The sequence below is a fragment of the Thioalbus denitrificans genome, from assembly GCF_003337735.1.
In the GTDB taxonomy this organism is placed as follows: domain Bacteria; phylum Pseudomonadota; class Gammaproteobacteria; order DSM-26407; family DSM-26407; genus Thioalbus; species Thioalbus denitrificans.
In genome coordinates this window covers 348,860-367,122 of sequence record NZ_QPJY01000001.1, presented here as the reverse complement: position 1 = coordinate 367,122, position 18,263 = coordinate 348,860, and the positions used below count along the sequence as shown (strand labels likewise).

At 69.2% G+C, this 18,263-nt stretch carries 19 protein-coding genes; 10 read left to right on the top strand and 9 right to left on the bottom strand.

Annotated features, from left to right (window positions below; all coding sequences use genetic code 11):
* Window position 1: 1 nt before the first annotated feature.
* Window positions 2-658 carry a DUF2238 domain-containing protein gene (locus DFQ59_RS01685; protein ID WP_114277928.1) on the top strand — a complete coding sequence of 219 codons (657 nt, stop codon included), beginning with the start codon at window positions 2-4 and terminating at the stop codon, window positions 656-658.
* Between the two features lie 44 nt (window positions 659-702).
* On the top strand, window positions 703-1,542 hold the full coding sequence (locus DFQ59_RS01680) for a symmetrical bis(5'-nucleosyl)-tetraphosphatase (RefSeq protein ID WP_114277927.1): 840 nt from the start codon (window positions 703-705) through the stop codon (window positions 1,540-1,542).
* A 214-nt stretch (window positions 1,543-1,756) separates the two neighbouring features.
* On the opposite strand, the gene folA is transcribed toward DFQ59_RS01680, so the two are convergent.
* Both folA and DFQ59_RS01670 read right to left on the bottom strand, forming a co-directional pair.
* Entirely contained in the window at window positions 1,757-2,263 is a 507-nt protein-coding gene (gene folA, locus DFQ59_RS01675; protein ID WP_114277926.1) for a type 3 dihydrofolate reductase, read from the bottom strand.
* Between the two features lie 183 nt (window positions 2,264-2,446).
* Complete coding sequence (locus DFQ59_RS01670) at window positions 2,447-3,055, bottom strand: TMEM165/GDT1 family protein (RefSeq protein WP_114277925.1); 609 nt, start codon at window positions 3,053-3,055, stop codon at window positions 2,447-2,449.
* Between the two features lie 151 nt (window positions 3,056-3,206).
* Between DFQ59_RS01670 and DFQ59_RS01665 the strand changes: the two genes are divergently transcribed.
* Complete coding sequence (locus DFQ59_RS01665) at window positions 3,207-4,454, top strand: cation:proton antiporter (RefSeq protein ID WP_114277924.1); 1,248 nt, start codon at window positions 3,207-3,209, stop codon at window positions 4,452-4,454.
* A gap of 4 nt (window positions 4,455-4,458) precedes the next feature.
* Here DFQ59_RS01665 and mgtE read toward each other — a convergent pair whose 3' ends face one another.
* Entirely contained in the window at window positions 4,459-5,892 is a 1,434-nt protein-coding gene (mgtE, locus tag DFQ59_RS01660; protein ID WP_114277923.1) for a magnesium transporter, read from the bottom strand.
* Between the two features lie 333 nt (window positions 5,893-6,225).
* Between mgtE and DFQ59_RS01655 the strand changes: the two genes are divergently transcribed.
* Together DFQ59_RS01655 and DFQ59_RS01650 are read left to right on the top strand one after the other, a co-directional pair.
* On the top strand, window positions 6,226-7,269 hold the full coding sequence (locus DFQ59_RS01655; protein ID WP_114277922.1) for an ABC transporter substrate-binding protein: 1,044 nt from the start codon (window positions 6,226-6,228) through the stop codon (window positions 7,267-7,269).
* Window positions 7,266-9,746, top strand: a complete 2,481-nt coding sequence (locus DFQ59_RS01650; RefSeq protein ID WP_114277921.1) for an EAL domain-containing protein — start codon at window positions 7,266-7,268, stop codon at window positions 9,744-9,746. Before DFQ59_RS01655 ends, DFQ59_RS01650 begins: the two co-directional genes overlap by 4 nt.
* A 64-nt stretch (window positions 9,747-9,810) precedes the next feature.
* Here the strand turns inward: DFQ59_RS01650 and DFQ59_RS01645 are convergent, their stop codons facing one another.
* Window positions 9,811-10,350, bottom strand: a complete 540-nt coding sequence (locus tag DFQ59_RS01645) for a permease (RefSeq protein WP_114277920.1) — start codon at window positions 10,348-10,350, stop codon at window positions 9,811-9,813.
* A gap of 19 nt (window positions 10,351-10,369) precedes the next feature.
* The gene (locus DFQ59_RS01640) at window positions 10,370-10,798 is read right to left on the bottom strand and encodes a hypothetical protein (RefSeq protein WP_114277919.1); all 429 of its coding nucleotides are present in this window, start codon (window positions 10,796-10,798) and stop codon (window positions 10,370-10,372) included.
* Window positions 10,799-11,009: 211 nt separating this feature from the next.
* Here DFQ59_RS01640 and DFQ59_RS01635 point away from each other — a divergent pair, with 211 nt between their 5' ends.
* From DFQ59_RS01635 to DFQ59_RS01620, 5 genes are all read left to right on the top strand, one after another.
* Window positions 11,010-11,324, top strand: a complete 315-nt coding sequence (locus DFQ59_RS01635) for a DUF1840 domain-containing protein (RefSeq protein WP_114277918.1) — start codon at window positions 11,010-11,012, stop codon at window positions 11,322-11,324.
* Window positions 11,325-11,465: 141 nt separating this feature from the next.
* A complete protein-coding gene (locus DFQ59_RS01630; protein ID WP_114277917.1) occupies window positions 11,466-12,137 on the top strand; it encodes a hypothetical protein in 672 nt (223 codons plus the stop codon).
* A gap of 40 nt (window positions 12,138-12,177) precedes the next feature.
* On the top strand, window positions 12,178-12,849 hold the full coding sequence (locus tag DFQ59_RS01625; protein ID WP_114277916.1) for a cysteine hydrolase family protein: 672 nt from the start codon (window positions 12,178-12,180) through the stop codon (window positions 12,847-12,849).
* Between the two features lie 236 nt (window positions 12,850-13,085).
* A complete protein-coding gene (locus DFQ59_RS19685; protein ID WP_170141988.1) occupies window positions 13,086-13,238 on the top strand; it encodes a hypothetical protein in 153 nt (50 codons plus the stop codon).
* A gap of 467 nt (window positions 13,239-13,705) precedes the next feature.
* Window positions 13,706-15,088 carry an acetamidase/formamidase family protein gene (locus DFQ59_RS01620; protein WP_211314743.1) on the top strand — a complete coding sequence of 461 codons (1,383 nt, stop codon included), beginning with the start codon at window positions 13,706-13,708 and terminating at the stop codon, window positions 15,086-15,088.
* A gap of 93 nt (window positions 15,089-15,181) precedes the next feature.
* On the opposite strand, the gene DFQ59_RS01615 is transcribed toward DFQ59_RS01620, so the two are convergent.
* The 4 genes from DFQ59_RS01615 to DFQ59_RS01600 form a co-directional block, all read right to left on the bottom strand.
* Window positions 15,182-15,775 (bottom strand): hypothetical protein, encoded by a 594-nt coding sequence (locus tag DFQ59_RS01615; protein ID WP_114277915.1) that lies wholly within the window; start codon window positions 15,773-15,775, stop codon window positions 15,182-15,184.
* A gap of 720 nt (window positions 15,776-16,495) precedes the next feature.
* The gene (locus DFQ59_RS01610) at window positions 16,496-16,837 is read right to left on the bottom strand and encodes a zinc ribbon domain-containing protein YjdM (protein WP_114277914.1); all 342 of its coding nucleotides are present in this window, start codon (window positions 16,835-16,837) and stop codon (window positions 16,496-16,498) included.
* Between the two features lie 184 nt (window positions 16,838-17,021).
* Window positions 17,022-17,591: a hypothetical protein gene (locus tag DFQ59_RS01605; RefSeq protein ID WP_147275146.1), complete on the bottom strand. Its 570-nt coding sequence runs from the start codon at window positions 17,589-17,591 to the stop codon at window positions 17,022-17,024.
* Window positions 17,592-17,675: 84 nt separating this feature from the next.
* Complete coding sequence (locus DFQ59_RS01600; RefSeq protein ID WP_114277912.1) at window positions 17,676-18,221, bottom strand: YbhB/YbcL family Raf kinase inhibitor-like protein; 546 nt, start codon at window positions 18,219-18,221, stop codon at window positions 17,676-17,678.
* Between the last annotated feature and the right edge of the window lie 42 nt (window positions 18,222-18,263).

Sequence of the window (18,263 nt, the reverse complement as noted above, 5' to 3'; positions counted from 1 at the left end):
GATGTCCACCGTGCCCGCCGCCCTGCAACCGCGCCGCCGTGAACCCGGCTGGCTGCTGGCGGGCGTGGGACTGGTGCTGGCGTTCACCGGGCTGATGCCGGCCTCGGGGCACCAGATCTGGTTCCTGGAGACCTTCCCGGTGATGATCGGCATCGCCCTCCTGGTGCCCACCTACCGCGCCTTTCCCTTCACCCCGCTGGCCTACCGACTGCTGGCGCTCCATGCGCTGGTGCTCATCTGGGGCGGCTACTACACCTACGCCGACAACCCGCTGTTCGAATGGCTGCAGCAGGCGCTGGACCTGGAGCGCAACTACTACGACCGCCTCGGGCACCTCCTGCAGGGGTTCGTGCCGGCCATCGTCGCCCGCGAAATCCTGCTGCGCCGCTCCCCCCTGCGGCCGGGCAAGTGGCTGTTCTTCATCGTCGCCTGCATCTGCCTCTCCATCAGCGCCTGCTACGAGTTCATCGAGTGGTGGGTGGCGCTGCTGACCGGCGAGGAGGCGGAGGTCTTCCTGGCCACCCAGGGCGATATCTGGGACACCCAGTGGGACATGTTCCTGGCCCTGATCGGCGCCATCGCCGCCCAGATCGCCCTGGCCCGCCTGCACGACCGGGAGATCGCCCGGCTGCCGGCGGGCGGCGGGGCGGCAACCTGAGGGCGGCGGTTCCCATCCGCCAGCCCGTGCGGTAGCGTTGCCCCATGTCCACCTACGCCATCGGCGACCTGCAGGGTTGCCTCGAGCCCCTGCTGCGGCTGCTGGACCAGCTCCGCTTCGACCCGGCCCGTGACCGGGTCTGGTTCACCGGCGACCTGGTGAACCGCGGCCCCCGCTCCCTGGAGACCCTGCGCTTCGTCCGCGACCTGGGCGCGGCCGCCGTCACCGTGCTGGGCAACCACGACCTGCACCTGCTGGCCATCGCCGCCGATCACGGCCGGCTGAAGAAGAAGGACACCCTGGCGGCCATCCTGGCGGCGCCGGATCGCGACGAGCTGCTGGGCTGGCTGGCCGCCCGGCCCCTCCTCCACCACGACCCCGGGCTCGGCTTCACCCTGGTGCACGCCGGCCTGCCGCCCGAGTGGGATCTCGCCACCGCCCAGGGCTGCGCCGCGGAGCTGGAGGCGGTGCTGCGCGGCCCCGACGCCGGGGCCTTCTACGCCCACATGTACGGCAACCGCCCCGATCGCTGGAACACCGGCCTGAAGGGCTGGGAGCGGCTGCGCTACATCACCAACTGCTTCACCCGCCTGCGCTACTGCGACCGCAAGGGCCGGCTGGAGCTCACCGAGAAGGGTCCGCCGGGCTCCCAGGCCAAGGGGCTCATGCCCTGGTTCCACGTCCCCGGCCGCGCCAGCGCCGGCCTGCGCATCCTCTTCGGCCACTGGTCCACCCTCGCCCTGGCGCACGTGGAGGATACCGGCGTCTACCCGCTGGACAGCGGCTGCATCTGGGGGGGACAGCTCACCGCGCTGGAGCTGGAGACGGGGCGGCGGACCACCCTGCAGTGCCCGGAGACCCTGCACCCGCGGAGGGGGCTGTAACAACAGACAGTGGCGAGTTCCGAGTTTCGAGTGGCGAGAGCGCAAGCAGCCGGTCGACGGGGATGACTCCGGAGCGGTTCGCGGCTGGAAGCCGCTCCTACGGTCGTTGGGAGCAAGAGACCGGCTGTGGCTTCAATCACCCGGAGGGAACCACATCCGACAGAGCGACAGCCCCCAATTTTGTTTTTAATCCCGTAAATCCTGTCAATCCTGTCTATTCCTTCCTGTCCGAAGCCCCGACCCGCTCCAGCACCCGGAAGCTGTAGGGATGGGGATTGTCGGCGTCGGGGGCGTGATCCTCGCGGGCGATCTCGCGCCACGCGCCCGGATCGATCCCGGGGAAGTAGGCGTCGGCCGTGAAGCTGCCCTCCACCAGGGTCAGGTAGAGCCGGTCGCAGCGGGGCAGGAGCTGGGCGTAGAGGCTCGCACCCCCCATCACGAACACCTCCCCGGCCCCCGCCGCCGCGGCCAGCGCGGCCTCCACAGACCCCACCACCTCGCAGCCCTCGGCGCGGTAGTCCGGGTCGCGGCTGACGATGATGTTGCGCCGCCCGGGCAGCGGCCGGCCGATGGACTCGTGGGTGAGGCGCCCCATGATCAGGGGGCTGCCCATGGTGGTGTCGCGGAAGTGGCGCAGATCCGCGGGCAGGTGCCAGGGCAGGCGGTTCTCGATGCCGATGGCGCGGTCCTCGGCCATGGCGACGATGAGGGAGATCAGCATGGGGCGGGCTCCTCGAATGCGGTCCCGGGCATCCTGCCAGAAACCGCCCGCGCGCGCACCCCGCCGCCCGGTTCAACGCCAAGACGCCAAGACGTGGAAGAGGAAACGGGCCAGCCCCCGCCATCAGGCGGTCAACCCGGATAATGAACCCTCGCCGCTCTGGCGGTTCCGGGGCGCCGCCCTTCAGCCCGCCGCCAGCGCCTGCCACGCCCGCCAGGCGGCGAACACGGCGAGCAGCAGGAACAGGCCGCCGCTGACCCGGTGGAGCCAGCCGAGCGGCAGGCGCTGGAGCACCCGGCGGCCCGCCACCACGCCCACCCCGGAGGTGAACAGCAGCGCCAGCGTGGCGCCCGTCCATACCGCCACGGGCCGGGTCGCGCTGCCGAGCCCGGCCACGGCGATCTGGGTCTTGTCGCCGAACTCCGCCATCACGATGAGCAGGAAGGTGGTGAGGAAGATGCCGTGACCGCTGCGCTCGGGCACCGTCTCCTCGCCGTCGGCGCCGTTCGCCGCCCGCAGGGCGTGGATGCCGAAACCGGCGAACAGCAGCGCCACCCCCCCGGCCAGGATCGGTTCCGGCAGCCAGCGGGCCACCGCCGCGCCGAAGCCCACGGCCAGGGCGTTGAGGAGCGCGAAGGCGCTCACCGCACCGAGCAGCACCGGCCCGCCGCGGTAGCGGCAGGCCAGGGTCATGCAGACCAGCTGGCTCTTGTCGCCGAACTCGGCCAGCGCGATGAGCAGGAAGGCGGCGCCGGCGCTGGAGAGCCAGCCGGCGGTCAAGGCTTCAGGCATGGGTGGTCCCGGACGGTGAACTGGAGCCGAGCTATTATAGGAGACTTCCGGTCGACTCATACTGTCTCCGCGATGAATCACGGCGGACGATGTGGCCGACAGGCCGCGCGGGGAAGGGCCGGAAGACCCGATTCGCCAAGGAAGCCGCTCCATGCTCGATATCGTCGCCCTCGTCATCACTCTCACCGCCCTGTTCAGCTACCTGAACTACCGCTACGTGGGACTGCCCACCACCATCGGCGTGATGGTCATCGCGCTGGCGCTGTCGCTGGCGATGCTCGGGGCCCACCACCTGGGCTGGGTCTACCCCGAGCGGCTGGCCCGCGAGGTGCTGGGCCGGATCGACTTCGAGGAGGTGCTGCTGCAGGGCATGCTGAGCTTCCTGCTCTTCGCCGGCGCCCTGCACGTGAACCTGGACGACCTGGCCCGGCAGAAGTGGGTCATCATCGTGCTCGCCACCGCGGGCGTGGTCACCTCCACCTTCCTGGTGGGCGGGCTGGCCTGGTGGCTGTTCGGAGTGCTGGGGCTGGACCTGCCGCTCATCTGGTGCCTGCTGTTCGGCGCCCTCATCTCCCCCACCGACCCCATCGCGGTGCTGGGGCTGCTCAAGACCGCCGGCGTCCCCAGGACGCTGGAGACCAAGATCACCGGCGAGTCCCTGTTCAACGACGGCATCGCCGTGGTGGTGTTCCTGGTGCTGCTGGGCATCGCCGCCGGCGGCCACGAGGTCAGCGCCGGCGGAGTGGCGCTGCTGCTGGCCGAGGAGGCCCTGGGCGGCATCCTGTTCGGGCTGGCCATCGGCTACGCCGCCTACTCCCTGCTCAGGCGGGTGGATGACTACCGGGTGGAGGTCCTCATCACCCTCGCGCTGGTGATGGGCGGCTACGCGCTGGCCAGCGAAATCCACGTCTCCGGTCCGCTGGCCATGGTGGTGGCGGGACTGCTCATCGGCAACCACGGCCGGCTGTTCGGCATGTCGGACCATACCCGCGAGCACCTGGACACCTTCTGGGAGCTCATCGACGAGGTGCTCAACGCCACCCTGTTCGTGCTCATCGGCCTGGAGCTCATCGTGCTCAACCTGCGCGGCGAGTACCTGGTGGCGGGGCTGGCGGCCATCCCGGCGGTGCTGCTGGCGCGCCTGGTGAGCGTGGGACTGCCCATCGGGCTGATGCGCGGGGCGCGGACCTTCAGCCCCAACGTGGTGCGGGTGATGACCTGGGGCGGGCTGCGCGGCGGCATCTCCGTGGCCATGGCCCTGGCCCTGCCCCCGGGCGCGGTGCGCGACGCGCTGCTCACCATCACCTACGTGGTGGTGGTCTTCTCCATCGTGGTCCAGGGCCTCACCATCGAGTGGGTGGCGAAGACCGGCACCGGCGGCGGCGCACCCGGGGCATGAGAAATCACACCGGCAGGAACAGCGCCGCCAGCCCGAGGAAGATGAGAAAGCCCATGCTGTCGGTGAGCCCGGTGAGGAAGACGCTGCTGCCGAGCACCGGGTCGCGGCCGAAGCGCTTCAGCGTCAGCGGGATGTAGGCGCCGGCCAGCGCCGCCAGCACCAGGTTGAGCACCATGGCGGCCAGCATGATGGCCGCCAGCTCCGCGCGGCCGTAGAGCAGCCAGGTGAACCCGCCCATCACCGCGCCCCAGATGAGTCCGTTCACCAGGCTCACCCCCGTCTCGCGCGCCAGCAGGTGGCGGAAGCTGTGGGGGGTGATCTGCTTCAGGGCCAGCCCCTGGATCATCAGCGCCAGGGTCTGGTGGCCGGTGTTGCCGCCGACGCTGGCCACGATGGGCATCAGCGCCGCCAGCGCCACCACCTTCTCGATGGTGCCCTCGAACTGGCCGATCACCCGCGAGGCGATGAAGGCGGTGAGCAGGTTCAGCGCCAGCCAGCCCCAGCGGTTGCGGGCGGTACGCCACACCGGGGCGTAGAAATCCTCGTCCTCGCGCAGGCCCGCCTGGGCCAGGAACTCCTTCTGGGAGTGCTCCCGCAGCAGGTCCACCATGTCCTCCACCTTGAGGCAGCCCACCAGCCGGTGATGGACGTTCACCACCGGGGCGGTGATGAGGTCGTAGCGGTCGAACGCCCGGGCCGCCTCCACCGCCTCGTCGGTGGTGTGGAAGGTGACCGGCTCGCGCTCCATCAGCGCCGCCACCGGGGTCTCCGCCTCGTGGGTCACCAGCGCCTCCAGCGCCAGCGTCCCCTTCAGCACCCCGTCGCGGTCCACCACCATCAGCAGCCCGGAGTTGTCCGACAGCCGGCCGCGCCGGCGCAGGTAGCGCAGCACCACGTCCAGGGCCACGTCCTCGCGCACCGCGGTGATGTCGAAGTCCATCAGGGCGCCCACGCTCCCCTCCGGGAACGCGAGCGCCGAGCGCACCTCCTCGCGCCCGCGCCGATCCAGCCGCCGCAGCAGCTCCGGCACCACCTCGCGGGGCAGGTCCGGCACCAGGTCGGCGATCTCGTCGGAGTCGAGTCCCTCGGCCGCCTGCACGATCTCGCCCTGGTCCATGTCGGCGATGAGGCTCTCGCGCACCGCGTCGGAGGCCTCGAGCAGCACCGCGCCGTCGTGGGCGCTGTCCACCAGGTCCCAAACCTGCAGCCGCCGGCCGGGCGGCAGGCGCTCCAGCACGAAGGCGATGTCGGCGGGGTGCAGGGCGTTCACCTCCCGGCGCAGCTCCGTGCTCTGCTGGCGCGCCACCAGCGACTCCACCAGCTCCTGGCGGGGCTGGTGCTGCTTGTGCACCAGCCCCGCCACCAGGTCCTGCTTCTCCAGCAGGGCGGTGATGTGATCCAGGGTGGCCTGGAGATCGTGACGGCGCGCTTTGCTCATTGGAGGCAGGGATCCGGCGGCGTGGACGGGCTGGGTTGGAGAGCCGATTATAGACGCCCCCCCGGGAAGGAATGTGCGTACCGGATGAAAAGCGGGGCCGGCGTGAACAGAACACCCCGGGCCCGCCGGCACCGGAGCGGGGGCCGGCAGCCGGACAGGGCGGAATCTCACCGCGTCACTTGCGCGGATTTTTGACTACTCTCTATTTCATCCACTGACGATTGTCGCTCTCGTCACCCGGCCGCCCACCAGGCACGGCGCCTTCTTCGCGCCAGCGAAATGCAGCCGGCCTGCGCCTGGACGCAATGTGCCACGGAATCAGCGGAGGTCCGCATGAACCGCACCCTCACCGCGTTGAGCCTCGGTGCCCTGATGGCACTCCAGCTCTGCCTCTCCCCACGGGCGGCGGATGCGGAGACCGCCGCAGACGATGCCGGCTACCGAATCCTCCATGTCATGAGCTACCACTCGCCCTGGCGATGGACCGACGGTCAGCTCCAGGGTTTCAAGGAGGCCCTGGAGGACCTGCAGGTGGAATACCGGGTCTTCCAGATGGACACCAAGCGCAACAGCAGCCCCGAGGCCAAGGAGCGGGTGGGCCGGGAGGCGAGAGCGCTCATCGATGCATGGCAGCCCGACCTGGTCTATACCACCGACGACGATGCCCAGGAGTACGTGGCACGGCACTACATCGATGCTGACATACCGTTCGTGTTCAGCGGCGTCAACAAGGATCCCGCCACCTACGGATTCGTCGGCAGCCGCAATATCACCGGGGTGGTCGAGCACGAGCATTTCGTTGAATCGGTCCAGTTTCTCGGAAAAATCGTGCCCGGCGTGAAGAAAATCGCGGTGGTATTCGATGATGCCGCCATGTGGGATCCCGTGAGGGAGCGCATGCTGAAGGGCGCCGGGAGGCTGCCCGGCATCGCGTTCGGACCCTGGGACACCATCCGGACCTTCGCGGAATACAAGCGGAAGATAAGCGAGTACCAGGACACGGTCGATGCGATCGGGCTCATCGGCATCTTCAACTTCAAGGATGAAGGGGGAAACAACGTGCCCTACCAGGAAGTGCTGAAATGGACGGCGGAGAACAGCCGTCTACCGGACTTCGGCTTCTGGGTCGACCGGGTGCATTACGGCACGCTCTGCGCGGTGACCGTCTCGGAACAGGAGCAGGGCCTCGCGGCGGGACGCATCGCCCGCGCCATCCTGGCCGAAGGACGGTCACCCGCCGAGTTCCCGATGCAACCGACCGTAAAGGGACTCCCGGTGCTGAGCCTGGCGCGGGCCAGGGACCTGGGCTTCATTCCCACCACCAGCATCCTGCTGTCATCGGAAGTGATCCAGAGCTACGACTGGGATTCGCGGTGAAACTCAGTCTTCAGACCCGGGTGGTGGTCATCGCCACCGTGGCCATGCTGGTCGCGGTGAGCTCGATCCTGGTGGCCAGCGGCTACGTCTTCGTCCGGGAGCACACGGTCGCCCTGACCTCGCGCTCGGTCGCCATTGCCACCTCCCTCAGGGTGCAAATGGAGCGTCTGCTCCAGTACGGCATACCGATCGAGAACCTGATCGGGTTCGACGCGCAGTGCCAGGAAGCCGTCGAAGCCTATCCGGGCATCGATTTCGCCATGGTGGTCGACAACAACGGGACAGTCCTGTTCCACAACGAGGCACGGAACCGGGGACACCGGCTGGCCGCCCCCGCACTTCTGGAACTGGTCGAATCGGGGGAGCAGGGCGTGGCGCTGTATACCCGGAACGGCATCGAAAACTATGCCGCCGTGGTGCCCGTCGCCGGCCCGGAAGGGCTCCTGAAGGCCGCCATCATCGTCGGTTTTCCGAGCTCGCTGGTGGCCAGCAAGGCGCGTGGAATGCTTGGCATCGGCGTCGGGATCGGAATCATTTTCATGGCGCTCGGCGCCATGGCGCTGGTCGTGGCCCTCTCGGCGCTGGTCACCCGGCCGCTGACCCGCCTCATCACCAGCCTCGATGAAATCCGGCACAGCGCCACCGACCTGACACGACGGGTGTCGGTGACCACCAACGGGGAGATCCAGCGCCTGGCCAGGACTTTCAACGGACTGATGGAGGACCTGCAGAGCACGACCGTCTCCAAGGCCGAGCTCGAAAACGCGCTGCATGCGCTGCAGGAAACCGAGGAGCGCTACCGGCGCGTGGTGGAGACTTCTCCCAGCGCCATCCTCGTCGACTGCGACAACCATCTCGTGTTCGTCAATCCCGCCGGACACAGGCTTCTGGGGGCGGAACTGACGGGACAGTTGCTGGGGAAGCCGCTGATCGAGTTCGTGCATCCGGATTCGCGCCAGAAAATACAGCAGCACATCGAATCGCTGTACCAGGGCGCGCAGACGTTCCAGGCAACGGACATCCAGCTCATTCGCCTGGACGGCACCGTTCTCGACGTGGAGATCACGGGCATCGCCTTCGTCTACGATGACAAACCCGCCGCCCAGGTGGTAGTCCATGACGTGACCGTTGCGAGACAGAAGACCGAGGCGCTGGAGCACATCGCCAGCCACGACATCCTGACGGGCCTGCCGAACCGCTCCCTGATGCTCGACCGGCTCAACAGCGCACTGGCCTTCGCCCAACGCTACTCCCGCTGCACAACGGTCGTTTTTCTCGACCTGGACAACTTCAAGTTCATCAACGACAGCCTCGGACACGCCCATGGCGACATGCTGCTCAAGGCCGTCGCCGGCAGACTGGCCGAGTGCGTACGCGAAGTCGACACCGTCGCCCGCCTCGGCGGTGACGAGTTCGTCGTCATCCTGTTCGATCAACCCGAGCTCAACACGGACGTCATACCGGTGCTCGAACGGATCCGGGGCAGCATCCGCCAGCCCCTGGCGCTGGGTGGACGCGAATACAGCGTGACCTCCAGCATCGGCTTCGCGGTCTATCCCGAGGACGGCACGGATGCGGAGACCCTGCTCCGCAACGCCGATGAAGCCATGTACAAGGCCAAGGAACTGGGGCGCGACAACTACCAGCCCTATTCCAAGGACCTGCACAAGCGCATCACCCAGCGGTTGTCGCTGCACAACGCGCTGCGCCAGGCCGTCGATCGGCAGGAGTTCGTCATTCACTACCTGCCCCAGGTCGAACTGCTCAGCGGCAGGTTCGTCGCCATGGAGGCCCTGGTCCGCTGGAACCACCCGGAACAGGGCCTGATCACACCCGAGCAGTTCATCCCGGTGGCGGAGGAGACCGGCCTGATCCTGCCGCTCGGAGAGTATGTCCTGCATGCCGCCTGCGCCCAGGCCCGGGAGTGGGCGGACCAGGGCCTGCCGCACCTGAGGGTGGCGGTCAACCTCTCGCCACGCCAGTTCCGGCAGGCCGGACTGCCCGGAACGATAGAGACCATCCTGCACGGGAGCGGCCTCGACCCGGGCCTGCTCGAGCTCGAGCTGACCGAAGGACTCTTCATGCGCAATCTCGACGAATCGATCCATACCATGACCGCGATTCGCGAGCTGGGTGTGGGTCTGTCCATCGACGATTTCGGTACCGGCTACTCGAGCCTGGCGGCGTTGAAACAGTTCCCGCTGAACCGGCTCAAGATTGCTCAGGCCTTCATGCACGACATCCCCGACGACGCCGACAGCATCGCCATCGCCAAATCCATCATTGCCCTCGGCCACAGCATGAAGATCCGGGTGTCGGCGGAGGGCGTCGAGACCCTCCGGCAGCTGCACTTCCTGCAGGCTTCGGGATGCGACGAAATCCAGGGATACCTGGTGAGCAGGCCGATTCCACCGGAGCGGATACCGGACCTGGTCACGCGCAACCGCGACTTCATGTGGGTGCCCAGAGAACTCTGAGCCGCCCCGGACCGGTTCACCCGGCGGCCGGCGGAGACCCGCCGCGGACGCCCGGGAGCCGCCTTCATTCCTCCTCGACCCACCCCATCACCAGCCCGCCCAGCACGGCGAAGGCGAGGATCCAGAACACCAGCAGCCCGGTGTAGGCGATGCCGAAGTAGTGGACCAGCAACGGCAGCAGCGGCAGCTTCACCGCCCGGGCGTAGAGCAGCGCCGCCATGAGCGAGGGGCGCATGCCCTTCAGGCGCAGCTCCCGCAGCACCGCGTAGGCGGCATAGACCGGGCCGGTGGAGATCACCCCGGCAGCCAGGGCCGTCACCCACCCCCGCAGGCCGGAACCCCGGCCCAGGTACTTCTCCACCCGTTTCGGGCTGAGCAGCAGGTTGACGAGGAACAGCAGCACCAGCACCAGGCCGAGCGCGGGCACCACGTTGCCCAGCAGCCCGGCGAAGACCTGCAGCGAACGGCCCGCCGCTTCCCGGTCGAACAGCGCCGCCAGCCCGTAGAGCCCGGCCACGATGGCCAGGAAGATCCAGCCGCCGCGGCCGCCCGCCTTTCTCCCCGCCGCGCCCTCGGGCGCCTCCGGCGGCCGCTCCCCGCTCATCGTCCCGGCTCCCATCACCCTACCCCAGCAGCGGCAGCGTCAGCGCGGTGAGCCAGGCGATGGCCATGGCCGACAGGAAGCACAGCCCGTTGCGGAGGAGAGCGAAGCGCCGGCCCAGCAGCAGCGCCTCCGCCGGGAGCTGCACGATGCCCACCGTCACCCAGCTCACCAGCAGTGCGGTCACGGCGAACTGGCTCACCCCCTTGGACAGCAGCTCGCCGCCGAGCACGTAGCTCACCAGGGGCGGGCCCGCCGCCACGCTGCCGATGGCGGTCCCGAGCAGGGCGTCGGCCCAGGGCGGACCGCCGAACAACCGGGCCGAGAGCAGGTCCGGAAAGAGAGTGAGCAGCAGGCTGGTGAGCAGCAGCATGCCCGCCACGATGGGCAGGATGTTGACGAAGGTGCGCAGGGTCTTGCCCAGGACCTGTCGGAGGCGGTTGGCGTCCACGGATGAGTCCTCGAAATCCGAACGGCGGTGGCCGGCGGCGCCCCGGCGCCACCTTCGGGATCAAGGGTATCACCACCGGCCCCGGATCCCGCGGCACGCGACCGCGCCGGGGTGGACGGCGGACATGTCGACCCGGCGGCGCCCGGCGGGACTGCGCCGGCGGCGCTCCTGGCGCTAGACTGTGGAGTGAGACCACCAGGGAGGCACCTCCATGCTGATTACCTTCCAGAGCCGGGCCTACCCCAACATCACCATGTTCGGCAACGTCGCCCTCCAGCTCATCCGCCTCATGGGCCACAGCGGCAGCGTCCCCGGCGCCATCCTGGCCGAGGATGTCCCCGAGGCGCTGCTGCGCCTGCGCACCGCCATCGCCGCGGGCGGCGCCGCGCCCGCCATGCCCGGCCGCGACCGGGACCAGGCCCCGGACGACGAGGTGGTCAGCCTCGCCCACCGCGCCCTGCCGCTCATCGAGCTGCTGGAGGCCTCGGCGAAGGCGGAGTGCAACGTCATGTGGGACAAGAACTGACCCGCCGCCGGGCGGGGGAATTGACGAATGCCCCTTTATCGGGACCTGCCGGGGTCGCACAATAACCGCCAGTCCCCAGTCGTGGGGAGCTGCGGGGGCCGACGGCCCAGACTCCATTCCCGACCAACCAAGGATCCCCGGATGCGGATACGAACCTGCCTCGCCTTCATCACGCTGCTCGCTCTGCTCGCCCCCGCCATCACCGCGGCCGAACCGGCCGCCGGCAAGCCCGCCGACAGCACGGCTGCCCTGGACTTCGAACAGGTGCTGGACCGGTGGCTCCAGGGTGACGGCCTCGCTTCCACGAGCCTCATGGGGCTACGCCCCGGGATGGCCGTGGCGGAGGCGGACGGGATGCTCAGCGACACCGGCTACAGCTACAGCAACCATATCCAGGCCTACCGGACCGCCCGTCCCGGCGACCGCAGCCGCGTCAGGCTCCAGTACATGGGGTCGGAGCTGGGCTTTGTCGAGGTCCAGGATGAGCTCCCGGGCCCGGTCGACCTGGACCAGGCCCGCAGTCTGCTGGTGGCGCGGTTGGGCGCACCCGCGGAGGAGAGCGGCGCGGCGGGACATCACCTGGTGCTGGCCTGGCAGAGGGACGATATCCGCCTGACCGCCGTGGTGGGCGGCAGCGCCCAGGGCGGGGAAGACCCCGGCCTGGTCCGCCTCCAGCTCTGGACGACCCGCCTCGACGACTACGAGCGGCGGATCGTTCAGCGGTGCCTGGATCTGCGGGCCTTGCCGCCCGATGAGCGGACGCCGGAACAGGTCCAGGAGCTCCTGCGTTGCCCGATGAGCGTGTTTGAATGACCCGGCCGGAGAGCCCCCCGGCCCGCCGGGAGAACACCCCATGAACTGGAAGAGCGCCTACCGCTCCTTCTACTACGAGCGGGCCCCCGAGCCCGCGGATCTCTCCCTCGATCCCGCCGCGACCGCGATGCTCAGCATCGACGTCCAGAACATCTACCTCCAGGTCTCCGACGACCCGGTGGAGGCGGAGCGCTGGGAGCCCTTCCGGCGGCGCATGCGCGGGACGGTCATCCCCGCCACCCGGGCCCTGCAGGACGCCTTCCGCGCCGCGGGCATGGACGTGATCCACGCCCGCATCGCCTGCCTGCTGGAGGACGGCCGCGACCGCTCGCTGAGCCAGAAGAAGCCGGGCTGGAACTACCTGCTCCTGCCGAAGGAGAGCGAGGCGAGCCGGATCGTCCCCGAGCTGGCGCCGCGGCCCGGGGAGATCGTGATCACCAAGACCACCGACAGCGCCCTGACCGGCACCAACCTGCGGCTCATCCTCGCCAACATGGGCATCCGCAACGTGGTGCTGACGGGCATCTTCACCGACCAGTGCGTCTCCTCCACGGTGCGCAGCCTGGCCGACGAGAGCTTCAACGTCATCGTGGTGGAGGACTGCTGCGCCGCCGGCACCGACGAGCTGCACCGGCGGGAGCTGGAGATCATCAACATGATCTACTGCCACGTCCTCTCCAGCGCCGAGCTGCGGGCGATCCTGGGGCGCTGAGGATCGGCGCCCGTCTCCGCATCGATCCGCCCACTCACACCCATCCATAAGGTGATTTAAATCAGCGTTTTACCATTGCGCATTATCAACGCGCCGGCACCGCCCAGGTTGTAGCATTACGGTCGACTCCCAGGAGTCATCTCCATCCGGCAGTCCCCACTTTGAGGCCCGCCCCCCATCGCGGGCTTCCTTTTTCGCCACTGCGGCCGATGGAGGCCCCACCACCGGGAGGAAACATGAAGCGTCCCGTCACCACGCTGTGCCTCGCCCTTGCCCTCTGCGGCGGCGCCATGGCGCCGGACTCCGTCACCGCCACCGGCAGCGCCTGGGAGAGCGACAAGGCCCGGTGGCGACGTGCGCCGGGTTCAGCGCAGGGATCCGCTGCCTGACGCACTGAGGGCCCCGCGCGCCGACGTGCCCGCGCCACCTCCCCGTCCCTGCCCGGACTGGGGTAATCCGCACCAGGAACGAACTCCGCGCCCGCGGTCCGCCTCCCACCTGACAGCCGGCGCGCCGGGCCCCCGCTACCGGCCCGATCGTTGCTGTCCCGCCCACCCCGGCTTCACAACCGGCGCCCCGGTCCCAACCCGCTTTACAACCGTCCGCGGGAGGTCGGCGGGCGCGGTCCACCATGGTGCGGCGGACCGGTCGCCCGCGCGCCTCCCGGATCCGCCATTTATCCTTTCTTGACAACCCGTTGTGCGCCGCCACCCCCGTTGGCACAGCCCCTGCACTCCGGTTCCTGCGCATGGCCGGCATGACGACGCGGGACAACGCCCCGCGCCGGATCCGGCCCACCCACAACGACCGCCCCTCCATCCGGAAGCGGGGCGGCAGCTGCCAGGAGAGAACCGGTATGATTCCACGCGAAAGAGACACCAGGCACCGGCCGATCGCACCCCTCGCACCCGTCGTCGTCGGCCTCGCCCTCGCCCTTGGCGGCACCGGGGCCGAGGGCGGGACCGATCCCTGCGCCGCGGGCGAACCGCGGCACTACACGCTGCCCGCCAACGACAAGACCGTGAACTGGGGCTACTTCAGCAAGAGCATTCCCCCGGCGCTGACCGTCAAGTCGGGCGACATGGTCACCATCGAGACCCTCACCCACCACGCCGACGACGACTACGAGCGCATGATCAAGGGCGATCCGGGCGCCGAGAGCGTCTACACCTGGGACGCCAAGCACAAGAACGTGGACCGCCGCGGCGCCGGCCCCATGGACGCCTCCATCCACGGCCGCGGCGCCGGCGAGGGCTTCGGCGTGCACATCCTCACCGGCCCCATCAAGGTCTGCGGCGCCGAGCCCGGCGACGTGCTGGAGGTGCGCATCCTCGACATGCATCCGCGCCCCAGCGCCAACCCGGACTACGCGGGCAAGACCTTCGGCTCCAACGCCGCGGCCTGGTGGGGCTTCCACTACAAGCACCTCATCGAGGAGCCGAAGCCGCGCGAGGTGATCACCATCTACCAGGTGGACGCCACCGGGCAGCAGGACTGGGCCAGGGCGGTCTACAACTTCCGCTGGGTGCCCCAGACCGACCCCTTCGGCGTGGTGCACGAGACCATCGACTACCCGGGCGTGCGCGTGGACCACAGCCTGGTGAAGGAGAACCACGACATCCTGGGTGAGGCGCGCATCCCGGTGCGGCTGCACTTCGGCACCATGGGCGTGGCCCCGGCGGAGGCGGACATGGTGGACTCCATCCCCCCGAGCTACACCGGCGGCAACATCGACGACTGGCGCATCGGCAAGGGCGGCACCATGTACTACCCCGTCGCCGTGGAGGGCGCCCTGCTCTCCGTGGGCGATCCCCACGCCGCCCAGGGCGACTCGGAGCTGGACGGCACCGCCATCGAGACCTCGCTGACCGGCGTGCTGCAGATCGTGCTGCACAAGAAGGACGAGCTGGCCGGCACCGTGGTGGAGGGGCTCGACTACCCCCTGCTGGAGACCGGGGACGAGTGGGTGGTGCACGGCTTCAGCTACGCCAACTACCTGGCCGAGCTCGGCCCCGGGGCGCAGCAGGAGATCTACGCCAACTCCTCCCTGGACAAGGCCATGGTGGACGCCTTCAGGAAGATGCGGCACTTCCTCATGACCACCCGGGGGCTGTCCGAGGACGAGGCCATCTCCCTCATGTCCGTGGCGGTGGACTTCGGCGTCACCCAGGTGGTGGACGGCAACTGGGGCATCCACGCCACCCTGCCCAAGCGGGTGTTCGCCGGCGACGCGGAGTAGCCGTGCAGGGCGGGCCCGGAAGGGGGGCCCTCCGCGGACGGCCCCCCTTCCGGGCGGGGCGCGGGCGCTGCCGGCGTACCCGCCCGGGGCGCCTCAGGGACCGCGGTAGCGATGGCCGCGGATGCCGTCGGAGTGGTAGTGGCCGGTGGGATACCTGAAGCTGACCATCACCCGGCGGGCCTGGTTGATCTGGTCGGGCGTCATCGCCACCGGGCGACCGATGGCCCGCGCGGCCTGCCCCCTGAGGTCGGCCGCGATGGCCGCGATCTCCGCCGGGAAGCCGGGCGATGCCGTGGGGACGTGGAGGTTGCAGGCAAGCAGGTACCAGGCCTCGGCGATGAAGGCGGCGCCCTCCTCGGAGCGGATGGGCGTGTGGACGCCCCGCAGGTCCATCTGGGCATGGGTGCACTCATGGACCACCGAGGCGCGGCCGAAGGGCGTTCCCAGGACCGTGGCGGAGCGCAGGTTGATCTTGTCGCCGCCCGGGTCATAGGCCGCCTCGGCGTGCGGCCCCACCAGCGCCGGGCGCACCGTGACCCGGATCCGGTGGCCCATGGTCTGGTCGGAGAAACAGTTCGACAACTCCCAGAAGCCGTGCCCGGAGACCCGGATGCCGGCCATGGTGAAATTGATCTGCTTCACCTCGTTGGAGCGCAGCAGCCGCTGAATATCGAGATCCAGGCTCATGCTTCACCTCCTTGCCAGGGGCATGAGCGCACGGGGCGGGCATCGGCATGCCCCGCGCGGAATGGAACATTCCCTATCCACCCCGAATATCGTCGTTGTTATGGATACTGAAGATACACCCGGCGGATTGCCTGGCGCCAATCCGCCCGCGTCCGGCTGTTCGCCGCAGCGGACAGGTGCCCCGCTCCGGAGCGGCATCGCCCCGGCCCGGCCTGCCCCGGTCGCGGGGAGTGGTGCGGATGCCCGAACACACCCTCACTGAACGCGGACAGCGGCACCGGGGCCGGGAGCGGCGGCAGGTCACTGGGAGGGCGGCGCGCGTGGCGGTGCCGGAGGGGAGCGGCCGCCGTGTCCGGCGGAAGGGTCTTGAAGCGGTGGCGGGGGAAATGCGGGTTGCGACAGGCGTTTTTTCACAAACCGGGAAGGGGGGTGCACTCCCCTCCCCGGCGGCAGTCCCTGGATTTAGCCCAGGAGTCCGCCCAGCAGGCCCGTCACCAGACCGAGGACGGTGTCCAGCAGACCGGTGACCAGGCCCAGGATACCGCCGAGAAGGTTTTCGAGTCCGAACATGTTGATTACTCCCTATCCGTGTTTGTGGAAGATCCCGGGCCGAGCAAGCCCGCGACTCCGCTCCTCCATGGAGCGGCGCAGTGACTATAAACAAACCGGCGGGCCATGTGAACCCATGGCCCACACCGGGCGCATCCCACCCACACCGGGTCAGGCCTTCTTGACGAACTCCGACTTCAGCTGCATGGCGCCAATGCCGTCGATTTTGCAGTCGATGTTGTGGTCGCCCTCCACCAGGCGGATGTTCCGCACCTTGGTGCCCACCTTGACCACCGCGGACGAACCCCTGACCTTGAGGTCCTTGATCACCGTGACCGTGTCGCCGTCCCGGAGCAGGTTGCCGTTGGCGTCCTTCACCACCGGCCCCTCGTCCTCAGCGGCGGCGGGCGCGGCCTTCGCCCACTCGTGCCCGCATTCGGGGCAGACGAACATGGCGCTGTCCTCGTAGGTGTAGGTGGAGCCGCATTCGGGGCAGTTGGGCAGATCGGTCATGGTTTTCACATCCTGTTCAGCGGGGTCGGCGCCAGGCGCCACCGGTTCGACAAGGCGAGGCGACACAAGGAGCGTGGCTTTATAACAAAAAGGGGCGGGGACAGAAAGGAAGGCGGGAGCCCCGCCCCCTCCCCGACGACCGGGGCCGGGGACCGGGATCCGGCCCCCGGCCCAGGCGCGGGAATCAGAGCGGCGCGAGGATCTTCTTCGCTATCCCCACCTGGACCTCCCGGTCCTTCGGCAGGCTGATCTGCAGGGAGAAGTTCCCCTGGCGCACGGTCAGGGTGCCGTTCACCGCGGTCCACAGCGCCTCGTCGCCCAGCCCGTCCACCTCGCTGTAGGCGCCATCCGCCAGGTCCTCCCTGAAGGGACTGGTGCCGCTGGCGGTCTCCAGGTGGCCGCGGTACTGGGCCATATCCACCGCCGCCTCCTCCACGCCCGGCGACAGGGTGATATTGAAGCTCACCAGCTTGTCCAGGCCGCCCCCGTTGAAGCCGCAATCCCAGTTCCCCTCGTAGAGCTCCTCGGCGGTCACCTGGATATCCGCGGCCGGCACGCCGAGAACGGCGGCGGCGTCATCCCGGCTGAAGAGGGCGCAGCTCACCTGCTCCGCCGTGTAGACCGCGCCCCCGTCGGAGGAGGTGGAGCTGGAACAGGCCCCCAGGAACAACGCCAGCGGCAGCACCGCCAGCCATCCAGATGCCGTGGCCCGGACACGGCCGCTATCGCTTCGCGGGGAATGATGGCTTCTCATGGCAACCTCCCTGACGGGACGGGGAGGCCGTCCCGTCTCAACCATCCGGGATGGGGGACATCCCCAGTCCCGTCGTTACGGGTTTCAGCGCTCGTACAGCGCCTCGAGCTGCGCCACGCCGAGCTTGTGGGCGTTGAGCATGAAGCCCACCAGGGCGGCGGAGCTGTCGGGGGCGAGGTCGAGCCGCTCCACGTCGAGGGCGAAGACGCGGAACTGGTAGCGGTGCGGGCCGTGGCCCTCCGGCGGGCAGGGCCCGCCATAGCCGGGCGCGCCGTAGTCGGTGCGGCTCTGCACGCTGCCCCCGGGCGCGAGTCCCGAGGCCGGGTCGCCGGCTCCCGTGGGCAGCTCGCGCACGTCCGCGGGGATGTTGAAGATCACCCAGTGCCACCAGCCGCTGCCGGTGGGCGCGTCCGGGTCGTAGGCCGTGACGGCGAAACTCTTCGTCCCCGCGGGGATGTCGCGCCAGGCGAGCTGGGGCGAGACGTTGCCGCCCTCGCAGCCGAACCCCTTGAACACCTGCGCCCCGGACATGGGCCGGCCCGCTTGCATGTCGTTGCTGGTCACCTCGAAGGCGGCGGCGGGTGCGGCGGCGAAGGCGGCGAGCATGAGGACGGCATAGCTGAGGTTCATCGGCATCTCCCTGTCTGGCTGTCCCGGCGGTGGCGGCCAACC